Consider the following 21,853-nt stretch of genomic DNA (forward strand, 5'->3'; position numbering starts at 1 on the left):
GACTCAGCGCTTTTGATTCTGCCCGGAGGGCGTAGGAGCCATGCTTGCAGGCGATGGGCTGCGCAGCAGTCCTGAATCGGCCACTTTGGTCTAGCGCGAAATATCACGACAACAGTTCGTCAGCAGCCTTCTACTCTGAGCTCTAGCCTTTACCCGACAACCTAAAAAAGGGGGCAAAGGAATGCCTGATTCATCGCCACACTCAGGTCAACTTCGCGCGGGTAGATTCTCCGGCAACCATCAAATTTATCTGTTAACCACCGTCGTCGTCGGCCGCAGTCCGCTTTTCTGCGACTGGCGCATGGGCCGTTTAGTGGTAGATGAATTCCGGCTTGCCGAGAAGGAAGGCGCTGCCAGGTCACTGGCGTGGGTAGTGATGCCTGACCACTTTCATTGGCTTGTCGAATTGCAAAGCGGATCTTTGTCCAGCCTGATGCGGCGAGCAAAGTCCAGAAGTGCGCACAGCATTAATCGTGCAAGGGGCACCCCGTGTCAGGTCTGGCAGAAGGGTTACCACGACCGCGCGTTACGAAGCGAGGAGGATTTGAAAGACGTCGCCCGCTACATCGTAGCCAATCCGCTAAGGGCTGGGCTGGTTACCCGCGTTGGCGATTACCCGCTTTGGGATGCGATATGGCTTTGACAGATACACCGCGTTCACAGGGTTTACTGCCGGTGCCCGGCAGATCGTCGGCAAGCCGGACTCCTACGCCCTTCGGGCAGAAGCAACGCGGTGTTGGACTCAGCGCTTTTGATTCTGCCCGGAGGGCGTAGGAGCCATGCTTGCAGGCGATGGGCTGCGCAGCAGTCCTGAATAGGGCAACACGGTCTTCCTGACACGCCGCATGCGCCGGTTTTACTGCCGGTGCCCGGCAGATCGTCGGCAAGCCGGACTCCTACGCCCTTCGGGCAGAAGCGGAAAAAGCCTCGCGCTAACGGGTTGTGGCCAGTGCTACACCGCAGGCTTACGCAGCAAAACCCGCGTCACTCGCCGTTCCCGGACCTCGACGACCTTCATCGTCCAGCCTTGCGCCTGGAGCTCATCGCCGATCACTGGCAAGCGGTCCAGCAAACTCACCACCATACCGGCCAGGGTTTGATAATCCTCGGTCGCATTGGCCTTAAAGCCTGTGCGTTCACGCAGGTGATTGAGGTTCATGGCGGCATTGACCACCATGCCATCGCCCTCTTCCACTAGATCCGGGCCTTCGATCTCGCTGGCATCGGGAAGCTCACCGGCGATGGATTCGAGAATGTCAGTCATGGTCAGCATGCCGGTGAAGTCGCCGAACTCATTGACCACGAACGCCACGTGAGTCGATTCGCTGCGCATTTGTTCCAGTGCATTGAGGATCGAAAAGCTGTCCAGCAGGTTGATCACCTTTCGCGATAAGTGCTCGATGTTAGGCTCGATGCCCGCAAGCATTTGGTTCAACAGCTCCTTCTTGTGCAGAAAGCCCAGCGGCTCCTCAATACGTCCGGCACGAATGATCGGCAGTCGGGAGTAGGACGAACTTATCAACTGCTGACGGACAGTGTCAGCGTCGTCCGCCAGATCAATGCAGGCGATGTCGTTACGGACCGTCATGATTGAGCGAATCGGCCGCTCCGCCAGTTGCAGCACGCCGCTGATCATCACCCGCTCACGTCGGTCGAAAACCACTTGATCCGCGTCGCCTTCGAGCATATCGGCAATCTCGTCACCCACTTCGTCGGCACCCGGCCTGCGTCCGCCCAACAGACGCAACACCGCATGAGCCGTGCGCTCACGCAGCGGCAGGCTGCCGTTATGGTGGCGCTTGCGGCGGGACCGGGCAAGCTGGTTGAACAGCTCGATCAGGATCGAGAAGCCAATCGCCGCGTACAGATAGCCCTTGGGAATGTGGAAACCCAGGCCATCAGCGGTGAGGCTGAAGCCGATCATCATCAAAAAGCCCAGACACAGCATGATCACTGTCGGGTGCGCGTTGACGAAGGCAGTCAGTGGCTTGCTGGCGATGATCATGACGCCGATAGAGAACACTACCGCGATCATCATGACCGACAAATGCTCGACCATGCCGACCGCCGTGATCACGGCGTCCAGCGAGAACACCGCATCGAGCACCACGATCTGCGCGACGATGGGCCAGAACAGTGCATAAGTCGTGCTACCGGACTTTTGCGCGACATGGCCCTCAAGCCGCTCGTGCAATTCCATCGTCGCCTTGAACAACAGGAACACACCGCCGAACAACATGATCAGGTCACGACCGGAGAAGCTTTTACCGAAGACTTCGATCAACGGCTCGGTCAGCGTCACCATCCACGAAATACTTGCCAGCAAACCCAGGCGCATGATCAGCGCCAGCGACAAACCCAAAACCCTGGCACGGTCGCGCTGCTCGGGCGGCAGTTTGTCGGCCAGAATTGCTATGAACACCAGGTTATCGATACCCAATACCAGTTCGAGCACAATCAGCGTCAGCAGGCCGAGCCAGGCTGTGGGGTCAGCAATCCATTCCATGGGTCAGGCGTCCTGGGTAAGCGTGAGGGAAACAGCGAGCGCAGCAAAACCCGACGCACTGCAGAGCGGGCCGTGATCGAGCGAATCAGAAGGGGAAGCAGAGACGTCAGCGATGCGACGAAGGGGAAGCATGAGGCGATTGCCATTCAGCGAATGGAATGGGCAACTGGGAGGTTCCAGTGAAAGTGACATGGGTGTCCAGAAATCAATACGGGACGCGATCCTACCTCTGGAACGGAAAGAACCTACAGCCGAGAACTGTTACAAATTCTTAGAACACTGCTGCTGGAGGAACAACACAACAACAGATTCCACCAAACCCGTAGGAGCGAACTTGTTCGCGAGACGTCTGCTTAGTCATCCCGCACTGACCGCCTCGCCAACAAGTTGGCTCCTACAGAGACACAGCAAATGGACCTTACAACGCCTTCTGCCAGAACAAAGCTCTGCCCATCTTTGGATCGAGGGTGTAATCGGCGAAACCCAGCTTGCGATATGCACCCTGAGCCACGTCGTTGCCTTCCAGCACTTCCAGGGTGATCTTGCAGCATCCGCGTTGGCGGGCGATTTCCTCGACCTTCATCAGCATTTTCTGGCTGATGCCACGTCCTCTATAAGCAGCGATCACCGCCACATCGTGAACATTGACCAAGGGGCGACAGGCAAATGTCGAGAAACCCTCGAAGCAGTTAACCAGCCCGACGGGCTCACCAGAAACGAATGCCAGGACACTGAACGCATGGGGCCGCTTGGCGAGCTCCAGGGCCAACTGCTGGCGGGTGTCCATGGACAGCGACTCGCCGCCACCCATGACATCTTCAGCGTAATGATTGAGCAAGAATCCGATGGCTTGCGCATGAACCGGATTGGTGTAGCTGGCTTGAAGTACCAGAACCTCTGGGGTTTCCATTTCCATCCTCTACAACTCGGGGCATTCAGGCGACGCTGGTGCCATGAGGGCCAGCGTGCCACAGGGCGAAGATTCTAACGCGCCCTGCGCCAAAATGGTCCGCGAGATATGTAGGAAACGTCTTGGAGCGCCCAAGATTTGATCCAGTTACGCACCGAGAAAAGGCGCTGCCTTGTTTTCGATTTTTCACAGGACGACCCCAGGCCCTGCATTCGGTATGACCAGCGAGACCCCTGCCCCATTGTCGAACAATCCGACCAGCGGTCATCAGCGTGACGCCCCTACTTTACCGCTCTAATAGGAGGGCAAGGCCGGGGCCCTCAGACGATAAAACTCGGGGGGATTGCTGCTAGAAAATGGCAGCTATACCGCAGGCCAGACATTTCCCACAAAAAAAGTCGAAACTTCTTAAATTCCCCTGGGTCAGGTAATTACAGCGCCTATGCTATTGGCTGAAACCCGAGCAGAGGGCGCAAATACCCTGTCCAATCACTATGCAGTCGATAAGTGGGTATCGATCTTGCGTAGATCTTTTGTGCCCGGCCATAGGACATGGCCTTTTACTGCTTAGTGCTGTATCAACACTGTATCGATTGGGAGAAAACGATGATTAGTGCCGCTGTCAAAACCCAGAAGGGAGAGAGTTTTAACCAGCCGGCCAGCGAGCTGACCCATCTGCCGGTCTTCGCAACGACGAGCGTTCCACTGCTGCAACTGCCCCCTGTACAACCAGGCATATCGATGGCGAACCGGAAGAAAGTCCTGTTCGTCACATCGGAAATGGCCGATCTGGTGAAAACCGGCGGCTTGGGCGATGTGTCTGCTGCACTGCCGCGCGCCATGCGCCACCTCCATGATGTACGCGTGCTGATTCCCGGCTATCCACAGGTCATCAATAGCGGAAACCCGATTTACATCATCAGCGAACTCAGTGGCCACGCTGCCTTGCCGCCATGCAAGATCGGTCGTATGGACATGAAGGACGGGCTGGTCATCTATGTACTGATCTGTCCTGAACTATACGAACGTGAAGGCACGCCTTATGGCGACAGTCACGGTCGCGACTGGTCCGATAATCACATTCGCTTCGCCCGACTTGGTCTGGCAGCCGCCGACTTCGCAGCCGGTGCAGTCAAGACCCAGTGGTGCCCCGAGCTGGTTCACGCCCACGACTGGCCCGCCGGACTGGCTCCTGCCTACATGAAGTGGCGCGGGCAGACCACACCAAGCATTTTCACTATCCATAACCTGGCGTATCAGGGTTTTGTCAGCACGGCGTCGAGCCGCGAGCTGGGCATTCCCGATTCCGCGCTGGGGCCAGATGGCATGGAGTTCTACGGCAAGCTGTCCTTCATCAAGGCTGGCATGGCGTACGCCAGCCACATCACGACTGTCAGCGCGACCTACGCTAAAGAAATCACCACTGCTGACTTCGGTTGCGGTCTGGAAGGCTTTCTTCAAAGCAAAGCTGACATCGGCAAGTTGAGCGGTATTCCTAACGGTATCGATGAAAGCTGGGACGCCTCGACCGACGAGCACCTGATCTGTCGCTTTGCGCCCAACGAATGGACGCGCAAGGAAATCAACGCTGACTACGTGCGTGAACTCTTTGAACTCGAGCCGTCCACCGGACCTCTATTCGCTGTGGTCTCGCGACTGGTGTACCAGAAGGGTCTGGACCTGACCATCGGTGTTGCCGAGCACATCGTCAACAACGGCGGGCAGATCGCGATCATCGGTTGCGGCGAGCCTGAGGAAGAAGATGCCATGCGCGATCTGGCGGCGAAGTTTCCCGGCCAGATCAGTGTACGCGTGGGCTTCAATGAAACCGACGCCCGCCGCATGTTTGCTGGCAGCGACTTTTTGCTGATGCCTTCGCGCTATGAACCTTGCGGTTTGAGCCAGATGTACGCCCAGCGTTTCGGCTCGTTGCCAGTAGCGCGCAACACTGGTGGCCTGGCTGACACCATTGAAGACGGTTGCACTGGTTTTCTGTTTGACGAGTCCACCGTAGAAAGTTACGCCGAAGCCCTGACCCGAGCATTCAAGGTCTTCGCCAATCCGCAGTTGCTCAATGCCATGCGCTGCCGCGCAATGGCTGCCCCGTTCGACTGGCACAAAGCAGTTGAACCGTACGCTGACTTGTATCAGGAACTTCTGAAGAAGAACGTGGGTGTGTCGCTGCAGTACTGATTCATGAATTGACTACAAGGGGTAACGGATGCCTTTGCGCACGGATGAAAACTGGCGCCACGGCGCCATTGTGCTGGATCGCGATCACACCCGGTTTGCCCTCTGGGCGCCGGATGCCTACTACGTCAGTGTCGAGACGCTTGACGTCGAGACCGGGCAAGGCCAATCACTGGCCATGCTGCCGCAAACTGACGGTTGGTTCGTCCTCGAAGCCCGCTGTCCAGCGGGCACGCATTACCGCTACAAAATCGACGAAAACCTCGAAGTGCCTGACCCCGCCTCCCGGGCTCAGGCGCGTGAGGTGCATGGCCACAGCATCGTCATCGACCCCGACGCATACCAGTGGCAGCACACAGCCTGGACCGGTCGGCCCTGGCACGAAGCGGTTATCTACGAACTCCATGTCGGCTCGCTGGGCGGTTACGCTGGCGTCGAAAAACTCCTGCCGCGTCTCGCCGAAACCGGTGTCACGGCCATCGAGTTGATGCCGCTGGCGCAGTTTCCCGGCGATCGAAATTGGGGCTACGACGGCGTGCTGCCCTACGCCCCGCAATCTTCATACGGCACACCCGAACAGCTCAAGCACCTGATTGATACCGCGCACGGCTTCGGTCTTGCGGTGATTCTCGATGTGGTCTACAACCACTTCGGCCCTGACGGCAACTACTTGAACGCCTATGCCAAGGAGTTCTTCCGCAGCGACAAGAAGACTCCGTGGGGCGATGCCATCGATTTCCGTCGCCGCGAAGTTCGGGACTTCTTCATCAACAACGCGCTGATGTGGTTGCAGGAGTACCGTTTTGACGGGCTGCGACTGGACGCTGTGCATGCGATCGAAGACCCGACGTTTCTCGAAGAGTTTTCCACTCGCATTCGCGAGCAAATCCAAGACCCGCGTCATGTCTGGCTGATGCTGGAGAACGAATACAACGAAGCGCATCGTCTCGAAAAAGGTTTCGACGCGCAGTGGAACGACGACGGCCACAACACCCTGCACGTGTTGCTGACCGGCGAAACAGACGCGTACTACACCGACTTCGCCGAACAGCCGACGCATAAGCTGGCGCGCTTGTTGGGCGAGGGCTTTGTGTATCAGGGTGAAGCCACCCGACACGGCCACAATCGGGGCGAACCAAGCGGTCATTTGCCGCCAAGTGCGTTCGTGCTCTTCTTGCAGAACCATGACCAGATCGGCAACCGCGCCTTGGGTGAACGGTTGGTGCAAATCAGTCCGGCACCTGCGTTGCGCGCCGCCACCGCCCTGCTGCTGCTTTCACCGATGATCCCGATGATGTTCATGGGCGATGAATGGGGCGCGAGCGAGCCGTTCCTTTTCTTCACCGACTTCCATGACGAACTGGCCGATGCCGTGCGTGAAGGCCGTCGTGGTGAGTTTGCTGACTTTGCCGCCTTCGCCGATGAAGAAAAGCGCGAGATGATTCCCGATCCAAATGCCTTGTCGACCTTCGACGCGTCACGTCCGGCATTCGATGCGGTGTATCTGGAGACCGACAAAGGCCTGGACCACCAAAGCTGGATGGCGCTGTACCGCGAACTGCTGCAGATCCGTCATCGCGACATCGTCCCGCTTATTCCTGGCGCCATGGCGCTGGGGGCCGAAGTGCTGGCCGACAAAGCCGTCACTGCACGCTGGCAAATGGGCGATGGCAGCACCCTGCGCATTGACCTGAACCTGAGCGAGCATGCCGTCGAGACGCCGGAATACTCCGTCAACCGCGTGCTTTTCGAATCGCACCCAAAATCCGCAGAACTTTCCCAGCGAGGCAGCCTCAATCCCTACACGGCCATTGTCAGCCTGACTGCACGCGATGTTTTGGAGGAACAGGATGAGCAATGAGCAACTTGAAATGCTGGCCGCTGAAGCGGGCCTGGCGGTGGATTGGACAGACGCCAACGCCAAGCCGCAGCGGGTCAGGCCTGAAGTCCTGCGCAAGGTTCTGAAGGGTCTGGGTTATCCCGCCGACAACGATGAACAGATTGTCTCCAGCCTCGAACGCCTGGAAGGCGAAAGCCAAACCAAAAACGCCCCGCCACTGCTGACTGTCGATCACGGCAGAAACCTGGACCTGTCAGCGTGGTTCGCCCCGGATACCCCGTTCACCCTGGAACTCGAAGACGGCGCGACACTGAACGCCAAGCTCACTGCCAACGCCGAGTTGCCGGGCCTGGCAACGGTGGGTTACCAGCAGTTGTCGATTGCCGGGCAACACCTGACCATCGCCGTCGCGCCGAAAACCAGTTACACCATGGCCATGGCCACCGATGTCAGCACACCTCGCGCCTGGGGTCTGACCGCGCAGCTGTATGCACTGCGACGCGAAGGCGATGGCGGGTTTGGCGACACTCAGGCGCTGGAGACACTGGCGCGCTCGGCAGGCGAACGTGGCGCCGCGGCAATCGCCATCAGCCCGGTACACGCGATGTTCGCGACCGGCAGCGAAAACTTCAGCCCTTACTCGCCTTCCAGCCGCCTGTTTTTGAATGCGCTGTACGCAGCACCCGGAGCGATTCTTGGTGAACGCGCTGTGCGCACAGCCATTGAAGAGCTGGGGCTTGCCGATGAATTGAAGCGTCTTGAAGCGCTGCCTCTGGTGGATTGGCCCGCCGCTGCCGCTGCGAAGTGGAAGCTATTGCGCGCGCTGTACACCGCGTTCGTCGCCAGCGGTCATCCGCTGCATGAAGACTTCAACAGCTTCCGCCATGCGGGCGGCGAAGCGCTGATCAACCATTGCCGCTTCGAAGCCCTGCGCGACCAGAGCGAGCAGCTGGGCATTGGCGGCAACTGGCACGAATGGCCGGACGATTACAAAAACCCGCGCAGCAAAGTCATCGATGCCTTTGCCCAGACCCACAGCGATCTGGTGGGCTTCCACGCCTTCGCTCAATGGCTGATCGCCCGTGGCCTGGAGCGTGCGCAGACCGCAGCACGCAGCAGCGGCATGAGCATCGGGCTGATCGGTGACCTGGCAGTAGGCGCCGATGGCGCAGGCAGCCAGGCGTGGAGTCGCCAGGATGAATTGCTCTCGGAACTGACCGTGGGCGCACCGCCGGACATTCTCAACCAGTCAGGGCAAAGCTGGGGCATCTCGGCATTTTCCCCGACCGGTCTGAAACGCAACGGTTTCCGAGCGTTCATCGAAATGCTGCGAGCCAACTTCGCCCACGCGGGCGGCCTGCGCATCGACCACGTCATGGCCCTGCAACGGCTGTGGGTTGTCCCGCTGGATTCACCGCCCAGCGAAGGCGCGTATTTGAATTATCCGCTGGACGACATGTTGCGCCTGCTGTGCCTGGAATCGTGGCGCCACAAGGCCGTGGTACTCGGCGAAGACCTCGGCACGGTGCCTGAAGGGCTGCACGAAAAACTCTCCACTCGGGCGATCCTGGGCATGCGTGTGCTGTTGTTCGAACAGGACAACGGCGTATTCAAGCCGATCATCAAATGGTCCGACGACGCCCTCGCTACCACCAGCACTCACGACCTGCCGACGCTCAAAGGCTGGCTGACCGAACTCGATATCGAGTGGAACAGCCGCCTGGGACATATCGACGCCGACACCGAAACGAACTGGCGCAAAGGACGTGAGCGCGAACGTAAAGGGTTGGTGGACGTGCTCAGTCATAACTACGGTCTTAAAGACCCCACCGACGCCGACATCATCGACGCCAGCATTCGTTACCTGGGCCACACCCGTGCGCCTTTGGTCCTTTTACCTATGGAGGATGCCTTGGGCATCGAAGAACAGTCCAACCTGCCGGGCACCATCGACAGCCATCCAAACTGGCGCCGTCGCTTCTCCGGTGACACCGCAGCTTTGCTCGACAACCCCGATGCCGCCAGGAGGCTCGAATTACTGGCCGCAGCGCGCCTGCAAGCAGCGGAGCGTGACCAATGAGCGCCGCCCTCCCCGCACTGAAATCCCTGCGCGCCACCCAGCGCCTGCAATTTCACAAAGACTTCACCCTGGACGACGCCGTCGAGCTGGTGCCTTATTTCGCGAAACTGGGCATCAGCCACGTGTACGCCTCGCCGCTGCTTAAGGCGCGAGCGGGCTCCATGCACGGCTACGACGTGGTCGACCCGCGCGAGATCAACCCAGAGCTCGGCGGCGAACCTGCCCTGCGGCGTCTGGTTGCAGCCCTGCGTGAACACGGCATGGGCCTGATTCTAGACATCGTCTCCAACCACATGGCGGTCGGCGGCTCAGATAACCCGTGGTGGCTGGACCTGATGGAATGGGGTCAGCGCAGCCCCTACGCGAAGTTTTTCGACATCCAGTGGAATTCCCCGGACCCGCTGCTCAAGGGCCAGTTGCTGCTGCCGTTCCTCAGCTCCGATTACGGCACAGTGTTGCAAGCTGGCGACCTGAAGCTGTGCCTGAACGCCGAGACCGGCAGCTTCCACGTCGAGCATTATCAGCATCACTTCCCGATCAATCCGGGCACTTACGGTCCGCTGCTCGACGCCGCCGACAACCCTCAGTTGCACGAACTGGCGCAACGCTTCACGGCGCTGGATCAGTACCCCCAGGCTTATGAGCGCGCACGTCAGGCCAAGGCCGAACTGGTGGAACTGCTCAAGCAACAGCCCGAGCTGATCAAAGCCATAGAAAAGGGTTTCGATCGCTTCGACGGCCGCACGCCTGAAGGCTTCAACGCTTTCCATGCCCTGCTGGAACAACAGGACTATCGCCTCGCCAGCTGGCGCACCTCGGGTGACGACATCAACTGGCGGCGCTTCTTCGACATCAACGAGCTGGGCGGCCTGCGGGTCGAGCGCCCGGCGGTGTTCGAAGCCACCCACGGCAAGATCTTCGAACTGATCAGCGAAGGCCTGATAGACGGTCTGCGTATCGACCATATCGACGGTCTGGCCGACCCACGTGGGTATTGCCGCCGCCTGCATCGCCGGGTGAAAAGCCTGCTGCCCAAGCGTCCTGCGGGCACGGAGCTCGCGCACATCCCGATCTTCGTCGAGAAGATACTCGGCCCTGACGAGCAACTGCACGAAGACTGGAGCGTGGACGGCACCACCGGCTACGAATTCATGAATCAGGTGTCGTTGTTGCAGCACGATCCAAAAGGCGAAGCGGTGCTCGGCGAGCTGTGGAGCCGCATCAGCGGACGCACTGCCGATTTCAACCAAGAGGTCCTGGAAGCTCGTGATCTGGTACTGCACGGCACGCTGGCCGGAGACTTCGAGAACGTTGCTCAGGCGCTACTGCAAGTGGCACGCAGTGATGTCATGAGTCGCGACCTGACCTTCGGCGCGATTCGTCGTGCGTTGCTGGCGCTGGTAGTCAACTTCCCGATCTACCGCACCTACATCAGCGCACTGGGACGTTCGGAGGAAGACGACCGCTACTTCCAGCAAGCCATGACCGGCGCACGCACGATGCTCAGCGAAGGCGACTGGCCGGTGCTTGATTACTTGCAGCTGTGGCTGGGGGGCGAGCGTCTGCGTTCCTTCCCGCTCGGGCCGCTGCGGGATCTGCGTCGCAAAGCCTGCACGCGCTTTCAGCAACTGACCTCGCCAGTGGCGGCCAAGTCAGTGGAAGACACCTCGTTTTACCGCTCTGCGGTACTGCTCTCGCGCAACGATGTGGGTTTCCATCCGCAACATTTCAGTGCGCCGGTGAGCGATTTTGATGAGGCTTGCAAGAAGCGTCACGAGGCCTTCCCGGAAAATCTGCTGACGACGGCGACCCACGATCACAAGCGCGGCGAAGACACCCGCACGCGTCTGGCGGTGCTCAGTGAGTGCGCGCCGTGGTACGCCGAGCAGGTCGAGCGCTGGCTGCAATTATCCGCCCCGCTCAAAGGCGAAGACGTCGCTATCAGCCCTGGCGATGAGCTGATGCTGTATCAAGCGCTGCTGGGCAGTTGGCCGCTGGATCTAAGCGGTGAAAGCGCGTTCGAGGACTATCTGAAACGGCTGGTGCAATGGCAGGAGAAAGCCCTGCGAGAAGCCAAGTTGCAAAGCAGTTGGAGCGCGCCTAACGAGCCGTATGAAACTGCTTGCCGAGAGTTCCTGACCACGTTGCTCCTTGCCCCCGAAGGCCTTGCGCTGCGCCAGTCGATCGGTGCAACGGCCAACCGGATCGCGACGGCCGGAGCGCTGAACAGTCTGGCGCAAACTTTGCTGCGATTGACCGTGCCCGGTGTGCCTGATCTGTATCAGGGCACCGAGTTCTGGGACTTCAGCCTGGTGGACCCGGACAACCGTCGTCCGGTGGATTACCCCGCTCGCGAACGTGCGCTGGATCAATCCACGCCCCCTGCCGAGCTGCTGACCCATTGGCAAAATGGCCACATCAAACTGGCTCTGATCGCGCAGGCTTTAGAGGTGCGCAATCAATATCCGGAGCTGTTCGATGAAGGTGTTTACCAACCGCTGCAGGTGCTCGGGCAGCATGCTGAACGCGTCATGGCCTTTGCGCGGATAAGGGAGGGTACGCGGGCTATAGTTGTGGTTCCTCGCGTGTTCAATGAACTATTGGGCACTGCGCAAACTCCATTCATCAACGCTGCAAATTGGGGCGATACACGAATCCTCTTGCCGTTCGCTGATTCAGATCTAAATTGGAAGGGACTTTTTTCACAGACCATAGTCACAACCAATAAGGAGATGCTCCTCAGTGATGCGCTCAAGGAATTTTCTGTAAACCTGCTTATTCAAACTTTGTAATACCCGGGAGTGTCGAGATGAGTGCCGACGAGAAAAAAATTAAAGACTTTGCCTATCAGATCTGGAAATCAGAAGGCGAGCCACACGGTCAGGATGAGCGCCATTGGGAGATGGCCCGCAAACTGGCTGCTGCTGAAGCCAAGGCGCCGGGCAAGTCTGCCAAGCCCAAGCCAGCTAAAGCGGACGGCAAGCCTGCGCCAAAGCCTGCTGCTAAAGCTGCGGCCAAGCCTGCCGCCAAATCGGCAACGCCAGCTGCTCCAGCGCCTAAAAAAGCTGAGAAGCCCGATGCCAAGCCGGCCACCAAGCCAGCGGCCAAAGCTGCACCCAAGCCGCCCGCCAAGCCTAAGCCTGCTGCCGGTTCGACAGGGACGGCGTCATCCGCACCCGCCAAACCGGCCACCAAGCCTGCTGCCAAGCCGGCTGCTAAAAAACCCGCTGCCAAGCCACCCGCGGCGTGATCGCTCGATTCTAGCGAGCGCTTCACCCACGGTGTTTCAGTACCGCAGAGACGGCCGCCAATAGGGCCGTCTCCTGCGGTTATACCAAGACCTGTTTTAACCAATGGCGCAGCCAACGACCTGCGACAAAGGCTTCGTTCGCCTTCAGGAAATCATTCGACGTCAGGAATCAACATGAGCAAGCAAGAATCGAAACCCGCAGAACAAGCGACACAGAATGACTCCGCCAAGGCTAATGGGCCAGAACCGGTCGCAAGCCGAATTCGTGAAGGCCTGCCCTTCCCTCTCGGCGCCAGCTGGGACGGACTGGGTGTCAACTTTGCTTTGTTTTCGGCCCACGCCACGAAAGTTGAGCTGTGCCTGTTCGACTCCACCGGCGAAGTGGAACTTGAGCGCATCGAGCTGCCGGAGTACACCGACGAGATCTTCCACGGTTACTTGCCAGACGCCCACCCAGGGCTGGTTTATGGCTATCGCGTATACGGTGCCTACGATCCGAAAAACGGTCATCGCTTCAACCACAACAAATTGCTGATCGACCCGTACGCCAAGCAATTGGTGGGCGAGTTGAAATGGTCCGAAGCCTTGTTTGGCTACACCATCGGCCACCCCGATGACGACCTGAGCTTCGACGAACGCGACAGTGCTCCGTTCGTGCCAAAGTGCAAGGTGATCGACCCGGCCTACACCTGGGGCCGCGATCAGCGGGTCAATGTGCCATGGGACAAAACCATTTTCTATGAAACCCATACTCGCGGTTTCACCATGCGCCACCCGGCTGTGCCGGACGAACTCAAAGGTACGTTCTCGGGCCTGAAAGTTGATGAAGTCATTCAGCACATCAAGAGTCTGGGCGTATCGTCTGTCGAGCTGCTGCCGGTTCATGCGTTCGTCAACGACCAGCACTTGCTGCAAAAAGGCATGACCAACTATTGGGGCTACAACACCATCGCGTTCTTCGCCCCGGACCCGCGTTTCCTGGCTCACGGCAAGATCGCCGAATTCAAGGAAATGGTTGCGCACATGCACCGTGCCGGCCTCGAGGTGATTCTCGATGTGGTCTACAACCACACCGCTGAAGGCAACGAACGCGGCCCGACCCTTTCCATGCGCGGCATCGACAACGCTTCCTACTATCGCCTGATGCCCGACGACAAGCGCTTCTACATCAACGATTCCGGCACCGGTAACACGCTGGATCTGAGCCACCCGTGCGTGCTGCAGATGGTCACCGACTCCCTGCGCTACTGGGCGACCGAGATGCACGTCGACGGCTTCCGCTTCGACCTGGCGACCATTCTCGGCCGTTACCACGACGGTTTCGACGAGCGTCACAGCTTCCTGGTCGCCTGCCGTCAGGACCCGGTCCTCAGTCAGGTCAAACTGATTGCCGAGCCATGGGACTGCGGCCCAGGCGGCTATCAAGTGGGCAAGTTCGCGCCGGGCTGGGCGGAGTGGAACGACAAATTCCGCGACAACATCCGCGCATTCTGGAAAGGCGACGAAGGCCAACTGGCAGACTTCGCCAACCGTATGACCGCCTCAGGCAACATGTTCAACCAGCGTGGACGTCGCCCGTATTCCTCGGTGAACTTCATCACCGCCCATGACGGTTTCACGTTGCATGACCTGGTGTCCTACAACGAGAAGCACAACGAGGACAACGACGAAAACAACCAGGACGGCAGCAACGACAACCGTTCGTGGAACTGTGGCGTCGAAGGCCCGACAGACGATCCGGAAATCAACGCGCTGCGTCTGCGTCAAATGCGCAACTTCTTCTCCACCCTGCTGTTCGCCCAAGGCACACCGATGATGGTCGCCGGGGACGAATTTGCCCGCACGCAGCATGGCAATAACAACGCCTACTGTCAGGACAGCGAAATTGGCTGGGTCAACTGGGACCTGGATGAAGACGGCAAGGCCCTGCTCAAGTTCGTCAAGCGTCTAATCAAGCTGCGTCAAACCTACCCGATCTTGCGTCGTGGTCGCTTCCTGGTGGGCGATTACAACGAGGAACTGGGCGTCAAGGACGTGACCTGGCTTTCGCCGAGCGGCGATGAAATGTCGATCGAGCAGTGGGAAGATCCTAACGGGCGCTGCCTGGGCATGCTCATGGACGGTCGTGCGCAGGAAACCGGCATTCGCCGTCGCGGTTCCGAAGCGACGCTGCTGTTGGTGGTCAACTCACACCACGACGGGGTTAACTTCACTCTGCCGCAAGTGCCGGAAGGCGTGAACTGGGTTTCGTTGATCGACACCAATCAGCCTGAGATTCGCGGTAAGGATCACTTCGAATTCGGCAACGAATACACCATCACTCCACGCTCACTGGTGTTGTTCGAACTTCAGAAAGAAGAACAGGCATGAGCCGGGCGCTGAGCGAGTTTCTTGCCCAGCGCACGCCGCGACTCGACAGTCCGCAAGCTCTGGGCGAGTGCCTTCGGGCGCTCGTTCATGAGCAGCTCGCCAGCCTGCCGCTACCCGGCGGCGGGCGCACGCTGGAGCGCTGGCGCAGTCTGGCCAGCGTTGCGGCCCATGATCTGGGCCTGTGCAAATTGTATGAAGGCCACACCGACGCCCTGGCAATCATGGCTGAGCTTAAATGTTCAGGCGTGGAGTCAGGCAGCACATGGGGCATGTGGGCGGCCGAGCCGCCGCAGGCCCGCGTCACTCTTTCCGGCAGCAGCACTGATGTACGCCTGAACGGCCGCAAGGCCTGGTGTTCAGGCGCCGCAGTACTCAGCCACGCATTAATGACTACCTGGGACGCCGACGGCCAGCAAAGGCTGGTCGCGGTTGAGCTCAATCAACCGGGCGTCACCGTGACAGCCGATGGCTGGAGCGCGGTGGGCATGGCCGCCACGGCCAGTGTCGAAGTGCAGTTTGACGATGCCCACGCGCAGGCCATCGGCGGTCCTGGGGATTACTTGTCCCGCGCCGGGTTCTGGCAAGGCGGCATCGGCATCGCGGCATGTTGGTACGGCGCCGCCAGCAATATCGCCGAGCGCCTGGCCCGCGCCTGTCGTCAGCGTGAAGAACCGCACGCATTGGCTCATTTGGGCGCTGTGGACATTGCCTTGTTCAGCGCAGCTCAAGTGCTTCAAAACGCGGCGCGCACCGTCGACCAGCAACCTTTGGCCGACGCCCAGTTACTCGCCCGACGCTGCCGCGCGTTGATCGAGCATGCGGCGCAGCAGGTGATAGAACACACGGGCCGCGCCTTGGGCGCCGGGCCGTATTGCAAGGACGTGCAGTTCGCCCGGCTGATGGCCGACCTGCCGGTATTCCTGCGTCAGAGTCACGCTGAACGCGATCTCGCGGCGCTGGGTCAACAACTCGCGTCCTTTCCCATTGATGCAACCACTCAACCGCGCAGCGGGCCACACGCCGACGCTACGCCTGAGGGAAGCTGGACTTTGTGAGTGGTGTTTATGAATGACAACCCTATCGTCGGCAACGGCACCTCGTTACAGGCCTGGCAAGGTTCCAGCAAACTGGCCGCATTGCCAGTTATCGGTGCCGATCTGCTGGTGCCTTCAGGTTCGCGCGCGGTCATCGTCGCCCCTCACCCGGACGATGAAATTCTTGGCTTTGGCGGGCTGATGCAGCAGTTGGCGCATCTGGGACGCGGCATGAAGCTGATTTCCATCACTGACGGCAGTGCCAGCCATCCCGGCTCCACCGTTTGGTCGACTGAACGCCTGAGCGTCATCCGCCCACAGGAAAGCGCCGAAGCGTTAAAGCGCCTCGACGTGCCGCTGCACAGCCTGCGATGGATACGCGGCGGATTTTCCGACAGCGCCGTGGGTACGCAGGAAGTGCAACTGGTGACGTTCCTGCAACGCTACTTGCGTCCTACCGATGTGGTGTTCTGCACCTGGCGCCACGATGGTCACTCAGACCATGAAGCCGTCGGCCGCGCCTGCGCTGTTGCCACGGCCGCTGTCGGTGCCCAACTGTACGAAGTGCCGATCTGGGCGTGGCACTGGGCCGATCCCGAAGACCCACGATTGCCCTGGGACCGTGCGCGCAAAATCCTTCTCGCCCCGGAAACCATCGCGCGCAAACGTCACGCCGCTCACGCGTTCGCCAGTCAGTTGCACGGCGATCCGCTGATCGGGCTTGAACCGGTGCTGCCGCCCCATGTGCTTGAGCGCCTGATGCAATCTTTTGAAGTGGTGTTCGTGTGACAGATCCGATCAAAGCCAGCGTGGACGATGCCTACTTCGATCAACTGTTCGATGGCAACGACGACCCATGGGCGTTCAAACAACGGTGGTACGAGCGACGCAAACGCGCATTGACCCTGGCTGCCCTACCCCGTGAGCGTTATGCCCGAATCTTCGAGCCCGGCTGTGCCAATGGTGTGCTGAGTGCTGAGCTGGCCACCCGCTGTGATCGTTTTGTGGGCTGTGACACCGCAGCGGCAGCCGTTGAACTGGCCCGCGAACGGCTTGGGGATTTTCCTCGTGCGGAGGTGATCCAGGCCCGCTTGCCACAGCAGTGGCCGGAGGGTCGGTTTGATCTGATTGTGTTTAGTGAGTTGGGTTATTACCTGAGCCTGGATGATCTGCATCGCTGGATCGACCGGGCGTTGGCGTCGCTGACCGATGATGGGCAGGTGCTCGCCTGTCACTGGCGTACGCCCATCGACGGGTGTCCGCTGACGGCCGAAGAGGTGCATGGGGTGCTTTCGCAGCGTTTGGGAATGGAGCAAGTGTTCAGCCATCAGGAGAGTGATTTTCTGCTGGATGTGTGGAGTCGTGATCAGGTGTCGGTTGCGCAGCGAGAAGGACTGCGCTGAAGGGTTTACGCGGCCCCTGTAGGAGCTGACGAGCCGCCGAAGGCTGCGATTGCGGTGTGTCTGACACCCCGCCTACCGTGGGGATATCCGTTATGTGTGCGTGCTGTGGTTATGACTCCACTTTTCTAGCAGGTCACGCGGTCCCCTGTAGGAGCAATCGGAGGTTACGACGGTCGCGATGCGGTGTTTCGGATGTATAGGGATGGTGTGTATATCCGTTATCTGGAGTGTTGCTGATATCGGTTCCGCCCTTACGGCGGGTCACGCGGTCCCCTGTAGGAGCAATCGGAGGTAACGACGGTCGCGATGCGGTGTTTCGGGTGTACCGGGATTGTGTGTATATCCGTTATCTGCGGTGGTGCTGATATCGGTTCCGCCCTTACGGCGGGTCACTTTTGGCAAACGGCCCCAAAAGTAACCAAAAGGTCTTCCTCCTGGCTTGGCCCTCCTGCGTCGGGTTCCCTCACTCCGGCGACGCTCCGTGGGCACGCCGCCATCGGCCATCCATGGCCGGGGGCGGCTAGCGCGGCATCCATGCCGCGCTGCCCACTGCGCGCCGCCTGCGTTCGGCCTGCACCCAAGTCGCGTTTTGCGGTGTCTGGACTGGCGTGGATGAAGATCAAGAGCATTTGATTCTCTGCTTTTCTGCTTTGGGGCGTTGTGCTGGGCTTTGTCACAACTCCACAGGCCTCTCGCGAATGAATTCGCTCCTACAGGTTTTGTGTCGTGCCGAGAATTTGTAAGCGCCACAAAGTGCGACTTTGGAAGGCCGAGCGCAGGCGTTGCGTAGGGGACAGCGCGGCATGGATGCCGCGCTAGCCGCCCCCGGCCATGGATGGCCGATGGCGGCGTGTCCCCGGAGCAATGCCGGAGCGAGGGAACCCGACGAAGGAGGGCCGGACACGGGAGCGAGACCTTTTGGTTACTTTTGCGGCGTTTGGCAAAAGTGACGCGCCGTAAGGGCGCAACCAATATCAGCACCACCCCCGATAACGGATATACACCCAATCTAAACCAAGTCAGCCAGACCGCAATCGCAGCCTTCGGCGGTTCGGCAGCTCTTACAAAAGCAACCCAACAACCGCGCGAAATCACTCCTTGTGAACGGCCGTCTGCATCCCCGCCGTACTCAGCGGTGAACCCAGCGCATTGCCAAAAAACCGCACCGCCTCAGCACTGAGATTGCGATGAATGTCTTCGCGGTCCACACCAATCGCATCCGTACACAAAATCGGCTGTGTCGCGCGTTGTTCATCATCACACGGCGCCATGAACACAAAGTGCCCTGCCCCGGCCAACAATTTGAAATCCGACACCTCCGGCAGCTTGCGCGCCAGTGCCTCGGCATTTTTATCGATCGCCAGCAGCTCATCACCATCACCGCTGTACAACAAAACCGGCACATGCACATCCGCTAACGTATGCCGACCGAACATCAAGCCCAGCGGCGCCATCAGCATCAAAGCACCGACACGCGGGTCCGCTTGAGCATGCAGGTCGTCACGGTCGTTGAGCAACTCACCTTGAGTCTTGCATGCATCCCGATCTTGCGGGCGCTCGATGCAGTACTGACGCAGGCGCTGCAAATCAGGTTGCGCACCCGCCAGAATCAAAGCCGTTTCACCCCCTGCCGAATAACCGATAACGCCGACCCGACGCGCGCTGATATAGGGCGACAGCATTGGATCAAGCAGCGCGGCACTGATGGCTTCGGAAATTTGCAGCGGACGCCCATAAAGGTTGCTCAAGCTGCCAAGCCGACTATGGTCAAGGTAGTTGTCGCCAGGGTGGAACACGGCAACTACGACAAAGCCTTGTCGGGCCAGTGACGTCGCCAGGTCGTGTTGAGCCAACGGGGTGCCGGTGTTGCCGTGGGAGAGCATCAGCAGTGGGAAGCGGCCCATGGCGATTTTCGCGTTCTCGCCCGCCTCCAGCCGATAACCCTGGACCTTGGTCACTTGCTCGGGTTCGGTAGACGGATAAAAGGCGTAGGCATGCATCGGCTGGGAGTCCAGCGGATCGGGAAATTCCAATTCGTGGAAGCCCACGCTCCAGGCTTCCTGGGCGCTGACCTGCACCGAAATCAGGCTGCTGAACAGGCTAAATACCATCACTGCACAAAGACGCATCATCGCAATGCCCCTAATACCCGAAGTTCCGTATATGACCAGGCGCGGCGCCTGACCTTAATCCCTGTGCCGCCCCATGAAACCGGGGTTTGAACCTTTCCCGCGCATCGCGCTTACAACTTGAGAGTGTCCTACGAGTGAATAAGTGCATAAGCCGGGCCAGACGGCGCTCAAATAAACGACCACCGGTTTAAAGTGGTCGTTGGGCTTCATCTCAAGGGTCAGGTGGCGATTTTACGCCGGACATTTGCAAGATGCCTGCAAAGAAAGCGTCAAGCCTGTCGCCTGGCTGAACACCCCTGCGAAAAAGCAAAAAACCCCGCCTCTTGCATACGCCGCAAGATGGCAGGGCTTGAAGAGCCTGGGCTGACGCGCATCAGTCGACGCGCGTAATCCTCATCAGGCGAACAGCGTTTCGTCGATGTGTTTTTTGGCAGCAGTCAGTGCAGCAGCGCGCGGCTCTTCACCGTAGGCCAGGCCGTGGGCGAAAACGAATTCCAGGTCGGTGACGCCGATAAAGCCGAACAGGACTTTGAGCAAGTCTTCATGGCCAACGCTGGTCGGCTGACCCACATGCATGCCGCCGGCAGTAGAAACGATGATGACTTTCTTGCCTTTGCACAGACCTTCCGGGCCAGCCTCGGTGTAACGGAAGGTGCGACCGGCAACCGCGATACGGTCGATCCAGGCCTTCAGCTGGCTTGGGATGGTGAAGTTGTAGACCGGCGCGCCGATGACCACTACGTCAGAGGAGATGAATTCTTCCAGGGTGGCTTCGTTGGATTCTACTTCCAGCTTCTGCGCGGCATCACGGCCTTCTACCGGAGTGCCTGCGGCCGCGAGGCTCGAACCCGAGAAATGGCCCAGTGCTTCACTGGCCAGATCGCGGTACACCACTTGCGTGTCGGCATGGGTGGCGACGAATGATTCAACGACGCTGCGGCTCAGCTGACGCGAAGCGGAGTGATCGCCGAGGATGCTGGAGTCGATGTGCAAAAGTTTCATGATGGGCTTCCCAAGTGAGAATCGCCGCTTGGCGACTAATTGAGATTGATACTACAGGGCTTAGCAATAGGTGATTAGTCACCGAAAATGCGATAGTTTGTCCTACTGACAGAACAGTCGAGCCCATGATGCAAGACCTTAATGACCTTTATTACTTTGCCAAAGTGGTCGAATCGGGCGGTTTCGCTGCGGCGGGACGTGCGCTGGGCATCCCCAAGTCGCGCCTGTCACGACGGATTGCCGAGCTGGAAACCCGTTTGAACGCCAGCCTGTTGCAACGCACGACACGCAAATTGGCGTTGACTGCAGTTGGCGAGCGCTATCTACAACACTGCCAGGCCATGTTGCTGGAAGCGGAAATGGCCGATGAAGCCGTTGCCGCGCTATCGGCCGAACCCCGCGGGCGTCTTCGGGTTTCGTGTCCAGTGGGTATGACGCACTGGAACCTCACTGCGGTGGTTGCATCTTTTCTCCAGCAGTTCCCCCTGGTGCAGCTGGAAATGTTGCTGGTCAATCGGCGGGTGGATCTGGTCAACGAGGGCATTGATGTTGCCCTGCGAGTACGCGATGTCGGCGACGAGGACCCGAACCTGATCGTGCGTCATCTGGCGCCAGCTTCGGCTGCGTTGGTGGCTTCGCCTGATTTGATCGCCGGTCGACACTTCCTTATCCCGCAAGATCTCATCAGCCTGCCCGTGCTGGGCGCCATCGAAGCGGACCGCAAGGTGCATTTCAACCTGGTACATGACAACGGTGAGCATTGCGAAATAGCCATCGAACCCCGGCTGGCCATCGACGACTTCCCCATCCGCAAGGGCGCGGCATTGGCCGGACTGGGCCTGACCATGCTGCCGATGATGAATTGCCACGTTGAACTGGCCGAGGGCAGCTTGATACGGTTGTTGCCGCAATGGTCGATGCCCAGCGGCAACCTGCAAGCGGCGTACACCCAGCGACGGGGCGCACTGCCAGCGGTTCGCGCGTGGATCGATCACGTCACGGCGGAGTTTCGCGGCACCCGGTGTGCTTGAAATAACCTCCGCGCACCACAGCTTTCTGCAGGAGCCAACTAGTTGACGAAGCGGATCGTCTGGCTTACCGCATAACCTTGCTCGTGAACAAGTTCGCTCCTACAG

15 protein-coding genes are annotated in these 21,853 nt (G+C 59.4%); 11 read left to right on the plus strand and 4 right to left on the minus strand.

The genetic code is table 11. From position 1 onward, the window contains the following. The first annotated feature begins 181 nt into the window (after positions 1-181). Positions 182-643 carry an REP-associated tyrosine transposase gene (locus ACWKV9_RS09875; protein ID WP_483835912.1) on the plus strand — a complete coding sequence of 154 codons (462 nt, stop codon included), beginning with the start codon at positions 182-184 and terminating at the stop codon, positions 641-643. 309 nt (positions 644-952) lie between these two features. Here ACWKV9_RS09875 and ACWKV9_RS09880 read toward each other — a convergent pair whose 3' ends face one another. Together ACWKV9_RS09880 and ACWKV9_RS09885 are read right to left on the minus strand one after the other, a co-directional pair. Beyond that, on the minus strand, positions 953-2,506 hold the full coding sequence (locus tag ACWKV9_RS09880) for a TerC family protein (RefSeq protein ID WP_483835913.1): 1,554 nt from the start codon (positions 2,504-2,506) through the stop codon (positions 953-955). Between the two features lie 418 nt (positions 2,507-2,924). After that, positions 2,925-3,416 carry a GNAT family N-acetyltransferase gene (locus tag ACWKV9_RS09885; protein ID WP_483835914.1) on the minus strand — a complete coding sequence of 164 codons (492 nt, stop codon included), beginning with the start codon at positions 3,414-3,416 and terminating at the stop codon, positions 2,925-2,927. 606 nt (positions 3,417-4,022) lie between these two features. On the opposite strand from ACWKV9_RS09885, the gene glgA reads away from it, so the two are divergent. The 9 genes from glgA to ACWKV9_RS09930 all read left to right on the plus strand — a co-directional run bounded on the left by glgA (position 4,023) and on the right by ACWKV9_RS09930 (position 17,583). Further along, positions 4,023-5,609 carry a glycogen synthase GlgA gene (glgA, locus tag ACWKV9_RS09890; protein ID WP_483835915.1) on the plus strand — a complete coding sequence of 529 codons (1,587 nt, stop codon included), beginning with the start codon at positions 4,023-4,025 and terminating at the stop codon, positions 5,607-5,609. Between the two features lie 28 nt (positions 5,610-5,637). After that, a complete protein-coding gene (gene treZ / locus ACWKV9_RS09895) occupies positions 5,638-7,467 on the plus strand; it encodes a malto-oligosyltrehalose trehalohydrolase (protein ID WP_483835916.1) in 1,830 nt (609 codons plus the stop codon). Then, the gene (gene malQ, locus ACWKV9_RS09900) at positions 7,457-9,526 is read left to right on the plus strand and encodes a 4-alpha-glucanotransferase (RefSeq protein WP_483835917.1); all 2,070 of its coding nucleotides are present in this window, start codon (positions 7,457-7,459) and stop codon (positions 9,524-9,526) included. Before treZ ends, malQ begins: the two co-directional genes overlap by 11 nt. Further along, complete coding sequence (locus tag ACWKV9_RS09905) at positions 9,523-12,318, plus strand: malto-oligosyltrehalose synthase (protein WP_483835918.1); 2,796 nt, start codon at positions 9,523-9,525, stop codon at positions 12,316-12,318. Before malQ ends, ACWKV9_RS09905 begins: the two co-directional genes overlap by 4 nt. A 17-nt stretch (positions 12,319-12,335) precedes the next feature. Beyond that, positions 12,336-12,776 (plus strand): DUF2934 domain-containing protein, encoded by a 441-nt coding sequence (locus ACWKV9_RS09910; protein WP_483835919.1) that lies wholly within the window; start codon positions 12,336-12,338, stop codon positions 12,774-12,776. 174 nt (positions 12,777-12,950) lie between these two features. Then, a complete protein-coding gene (gene glgX, locus ACWKV9_RS09915; RefSeq protein ID WP_483835920.1) occupies positions 12,951-15,146 on the plus strand; it encodes a glycogen debranching protein GlgX in 2,196 nt (731 codons plus the stop codon). Then, complete coding sequence (locus ACWKV9_RS09920; protein ID WP_483835921.1) at positions 15,143-16,201, plus strand: acyl-CoA dehydrogenase family protein; 1,059 nt, start codon at positions 15,143-15,145, stop codon at positions 16,199-16,201. The genes glgX and ACWKV9_RS09920 overlap by 4 nt, the downstream gene beginning before the upstream one ends. 9 nt (positions 16,202-16,210) lie before the next feature. After that, positions 16,211-16,969, plus strand: coding sequence for a PIG-L deacetylase family protein (locus ACWKV9_RS09925; protein WP_483835922.1), 759 nt, complete (start codon positions 16,211-16,213; stop codon positions 16,967-16,969). Further along, on the plus strand, positions 16,966-17,583 hold the full coding sequence (locus ACWKV9_RS09930; RefSeq protein ID WP_483835923.1) for a class I SAM-dependent DNA methyltransferase: 618 nt from the start codon (positions 16,966-16,968) through the stop codon (positions 17,581-17,583). The genes ACWKV9_RS09925 and ACWKV9_RS09930 overlap by 4 nt, the downstream gene beginning before the upstream one ends. 1,091 nt (positions 17,584-18,674) lie before the next feature. On the opposite strand, the gene ACWKV9_RS09935 is transcribed toward ACWKV9_RS09930, so the two are convergent. Both ACWKV9_RS09935 and ACWKV9_RS09940 read right to left on the minus strand, forming a co-directional pair. After that, positions 18,675-19,715 (minus strand): alpha/beta hydrolase family protein, encoded by a 1,041-nt coding sequence (locus ACWKV9_RS09935; protein ID WP_483835924.1) that lies wholly within the window; start codon positions 19,713-19,715, stop codon positions 18,675-18,677. Positions 19,716-20,111: 396 nt separating this feature from the next. Beyond that, positions 20,112-20,717: an FMN-dependent NADH-azoreductase gene (locus ACWKV9_RS09940; protein WP_483835925.1), complete on the minus strand. Its 606-nt coding sequence runs from the start codon at positions 20,715-20,717 to the stop codon at positions 20,112-20,114. A 128-nt stretch (positions 20,718-20,845) separates the two neighbouring features. On the opposite strand from ACWKV9_RS09940, the gene ACWKV9_RS09945 reads away from it, so the two are divergent. Next, positions 20,846-21,748 (plus strand): LysR substrate-binding domain-containing protein, encoded by a 903-nt coding sequence (locus ACWKV9_RS09945; RefSeq protein ID WP_483835992.1) that lies wholly within the window; start codon positions 20,846-20,848, stop codon positions 21,746-21,748. The last annotated feature ends 105 nt before the right edge of the window (positions 21,749-21,853 follow it).

The sequence above is a fragment of the Pseudomonas corni genome (genome assembly GCF_057128765.1).

Coding starts and splice junctions, on each gene's coding strand:
- ACWKV9_RS09875 (WP_483835912.1), top strand. CDS start 182: ATGCCTGATTCATCGCCACACTCAGGTCAACTTCGCGCGGGTAGATTC.
- ACWKV9_RS09880 (WP_483835913.1), bottom strand. CDS start 2,506: ATGGAATGGATTGCTGACCCCACAGCCTGGCTCGGCCTGCTGACGCTG.
- ACWKV9_RS09885 (WP_483835914.1), bottom strand. CDS start 3,416: ATGGAAACCCCAGAGGTTCTGGTACTTCAAGCCAGCTACACCAATCCG.
- glgA (WP_483835915.1), top strand. CDS start 4,023: ATGATTAGTGCCGCTGTCAAAACCCAGAAGGGAGAGAGTTTTAACCAG.
- treZ (WP_483835916.1), top strand. CDS start 5,638: ATGCCTTTGCGCACGGATGAAAACTGGCGCCACGGCGCCATTGTGCTG.
- malQ (WP_483835917.1), top strand. CDS start 7,457: ATGAGCAATGAGCAACTTGAAATGCTGGCCGCTGAAGCGGGCCTGGCG.
- ACWKV9_RS09905 (WP_483835918.1), top strand. CDS start 9,523: ATGAGCGCCGCCCTCCCCGCACTGAAATCCCTGCGCGCCACCCAGCGC.
- ACWKV9_RS09910 (WP_483835919.1), top strand. CDS start 12,336: ATGAGTGCCGACGAGAAAAAAATTAAAGACTTTGCCTATCAGATCTGG.
- glgX (WP_483835920.1), top strand. CDS start 12,951: ATGAGCAAGCAAGAATCGAAACCCGCAGAACAAGCGACACAGAATGAC.
- ACWKV9_RS09920 (WP_483835921.1), top strand. CDS start 15,143: ATGAGCCGGGCGCTGAGCGAGTTTCTTGCCCAGCGCACGCCGCGACTC.
- ACWKV9_RS09925 (WP_483835922.1), top strand. CDS start 16,211: ATGAATGACAACCCTATCGTCGGCAACGGCACCTCGTTACAGGCCTGG.
- ACWKV9_RS09935 (WP_483835924.1), bottom strand. CDS start 19,715: ATGATGCGTCTTTGTGCAGTGATGGTATTTAGCCTGTTCAGCAGCCTG.
- ACWKV9_RS09940 (WP_483835925.1), bottom strand. CDS start 20,717: ATGAAACTTTTGCACATCGACTCCAGCATCCTCGGCGATCACTCCGCT.
- ACWKV9_RS09945 (WP_483835992.1), top strand. CDS start 20,846: ATGCAAGACCTTAATGACCTTTATTACTTTGCCAAAGTGGTCGAATCG.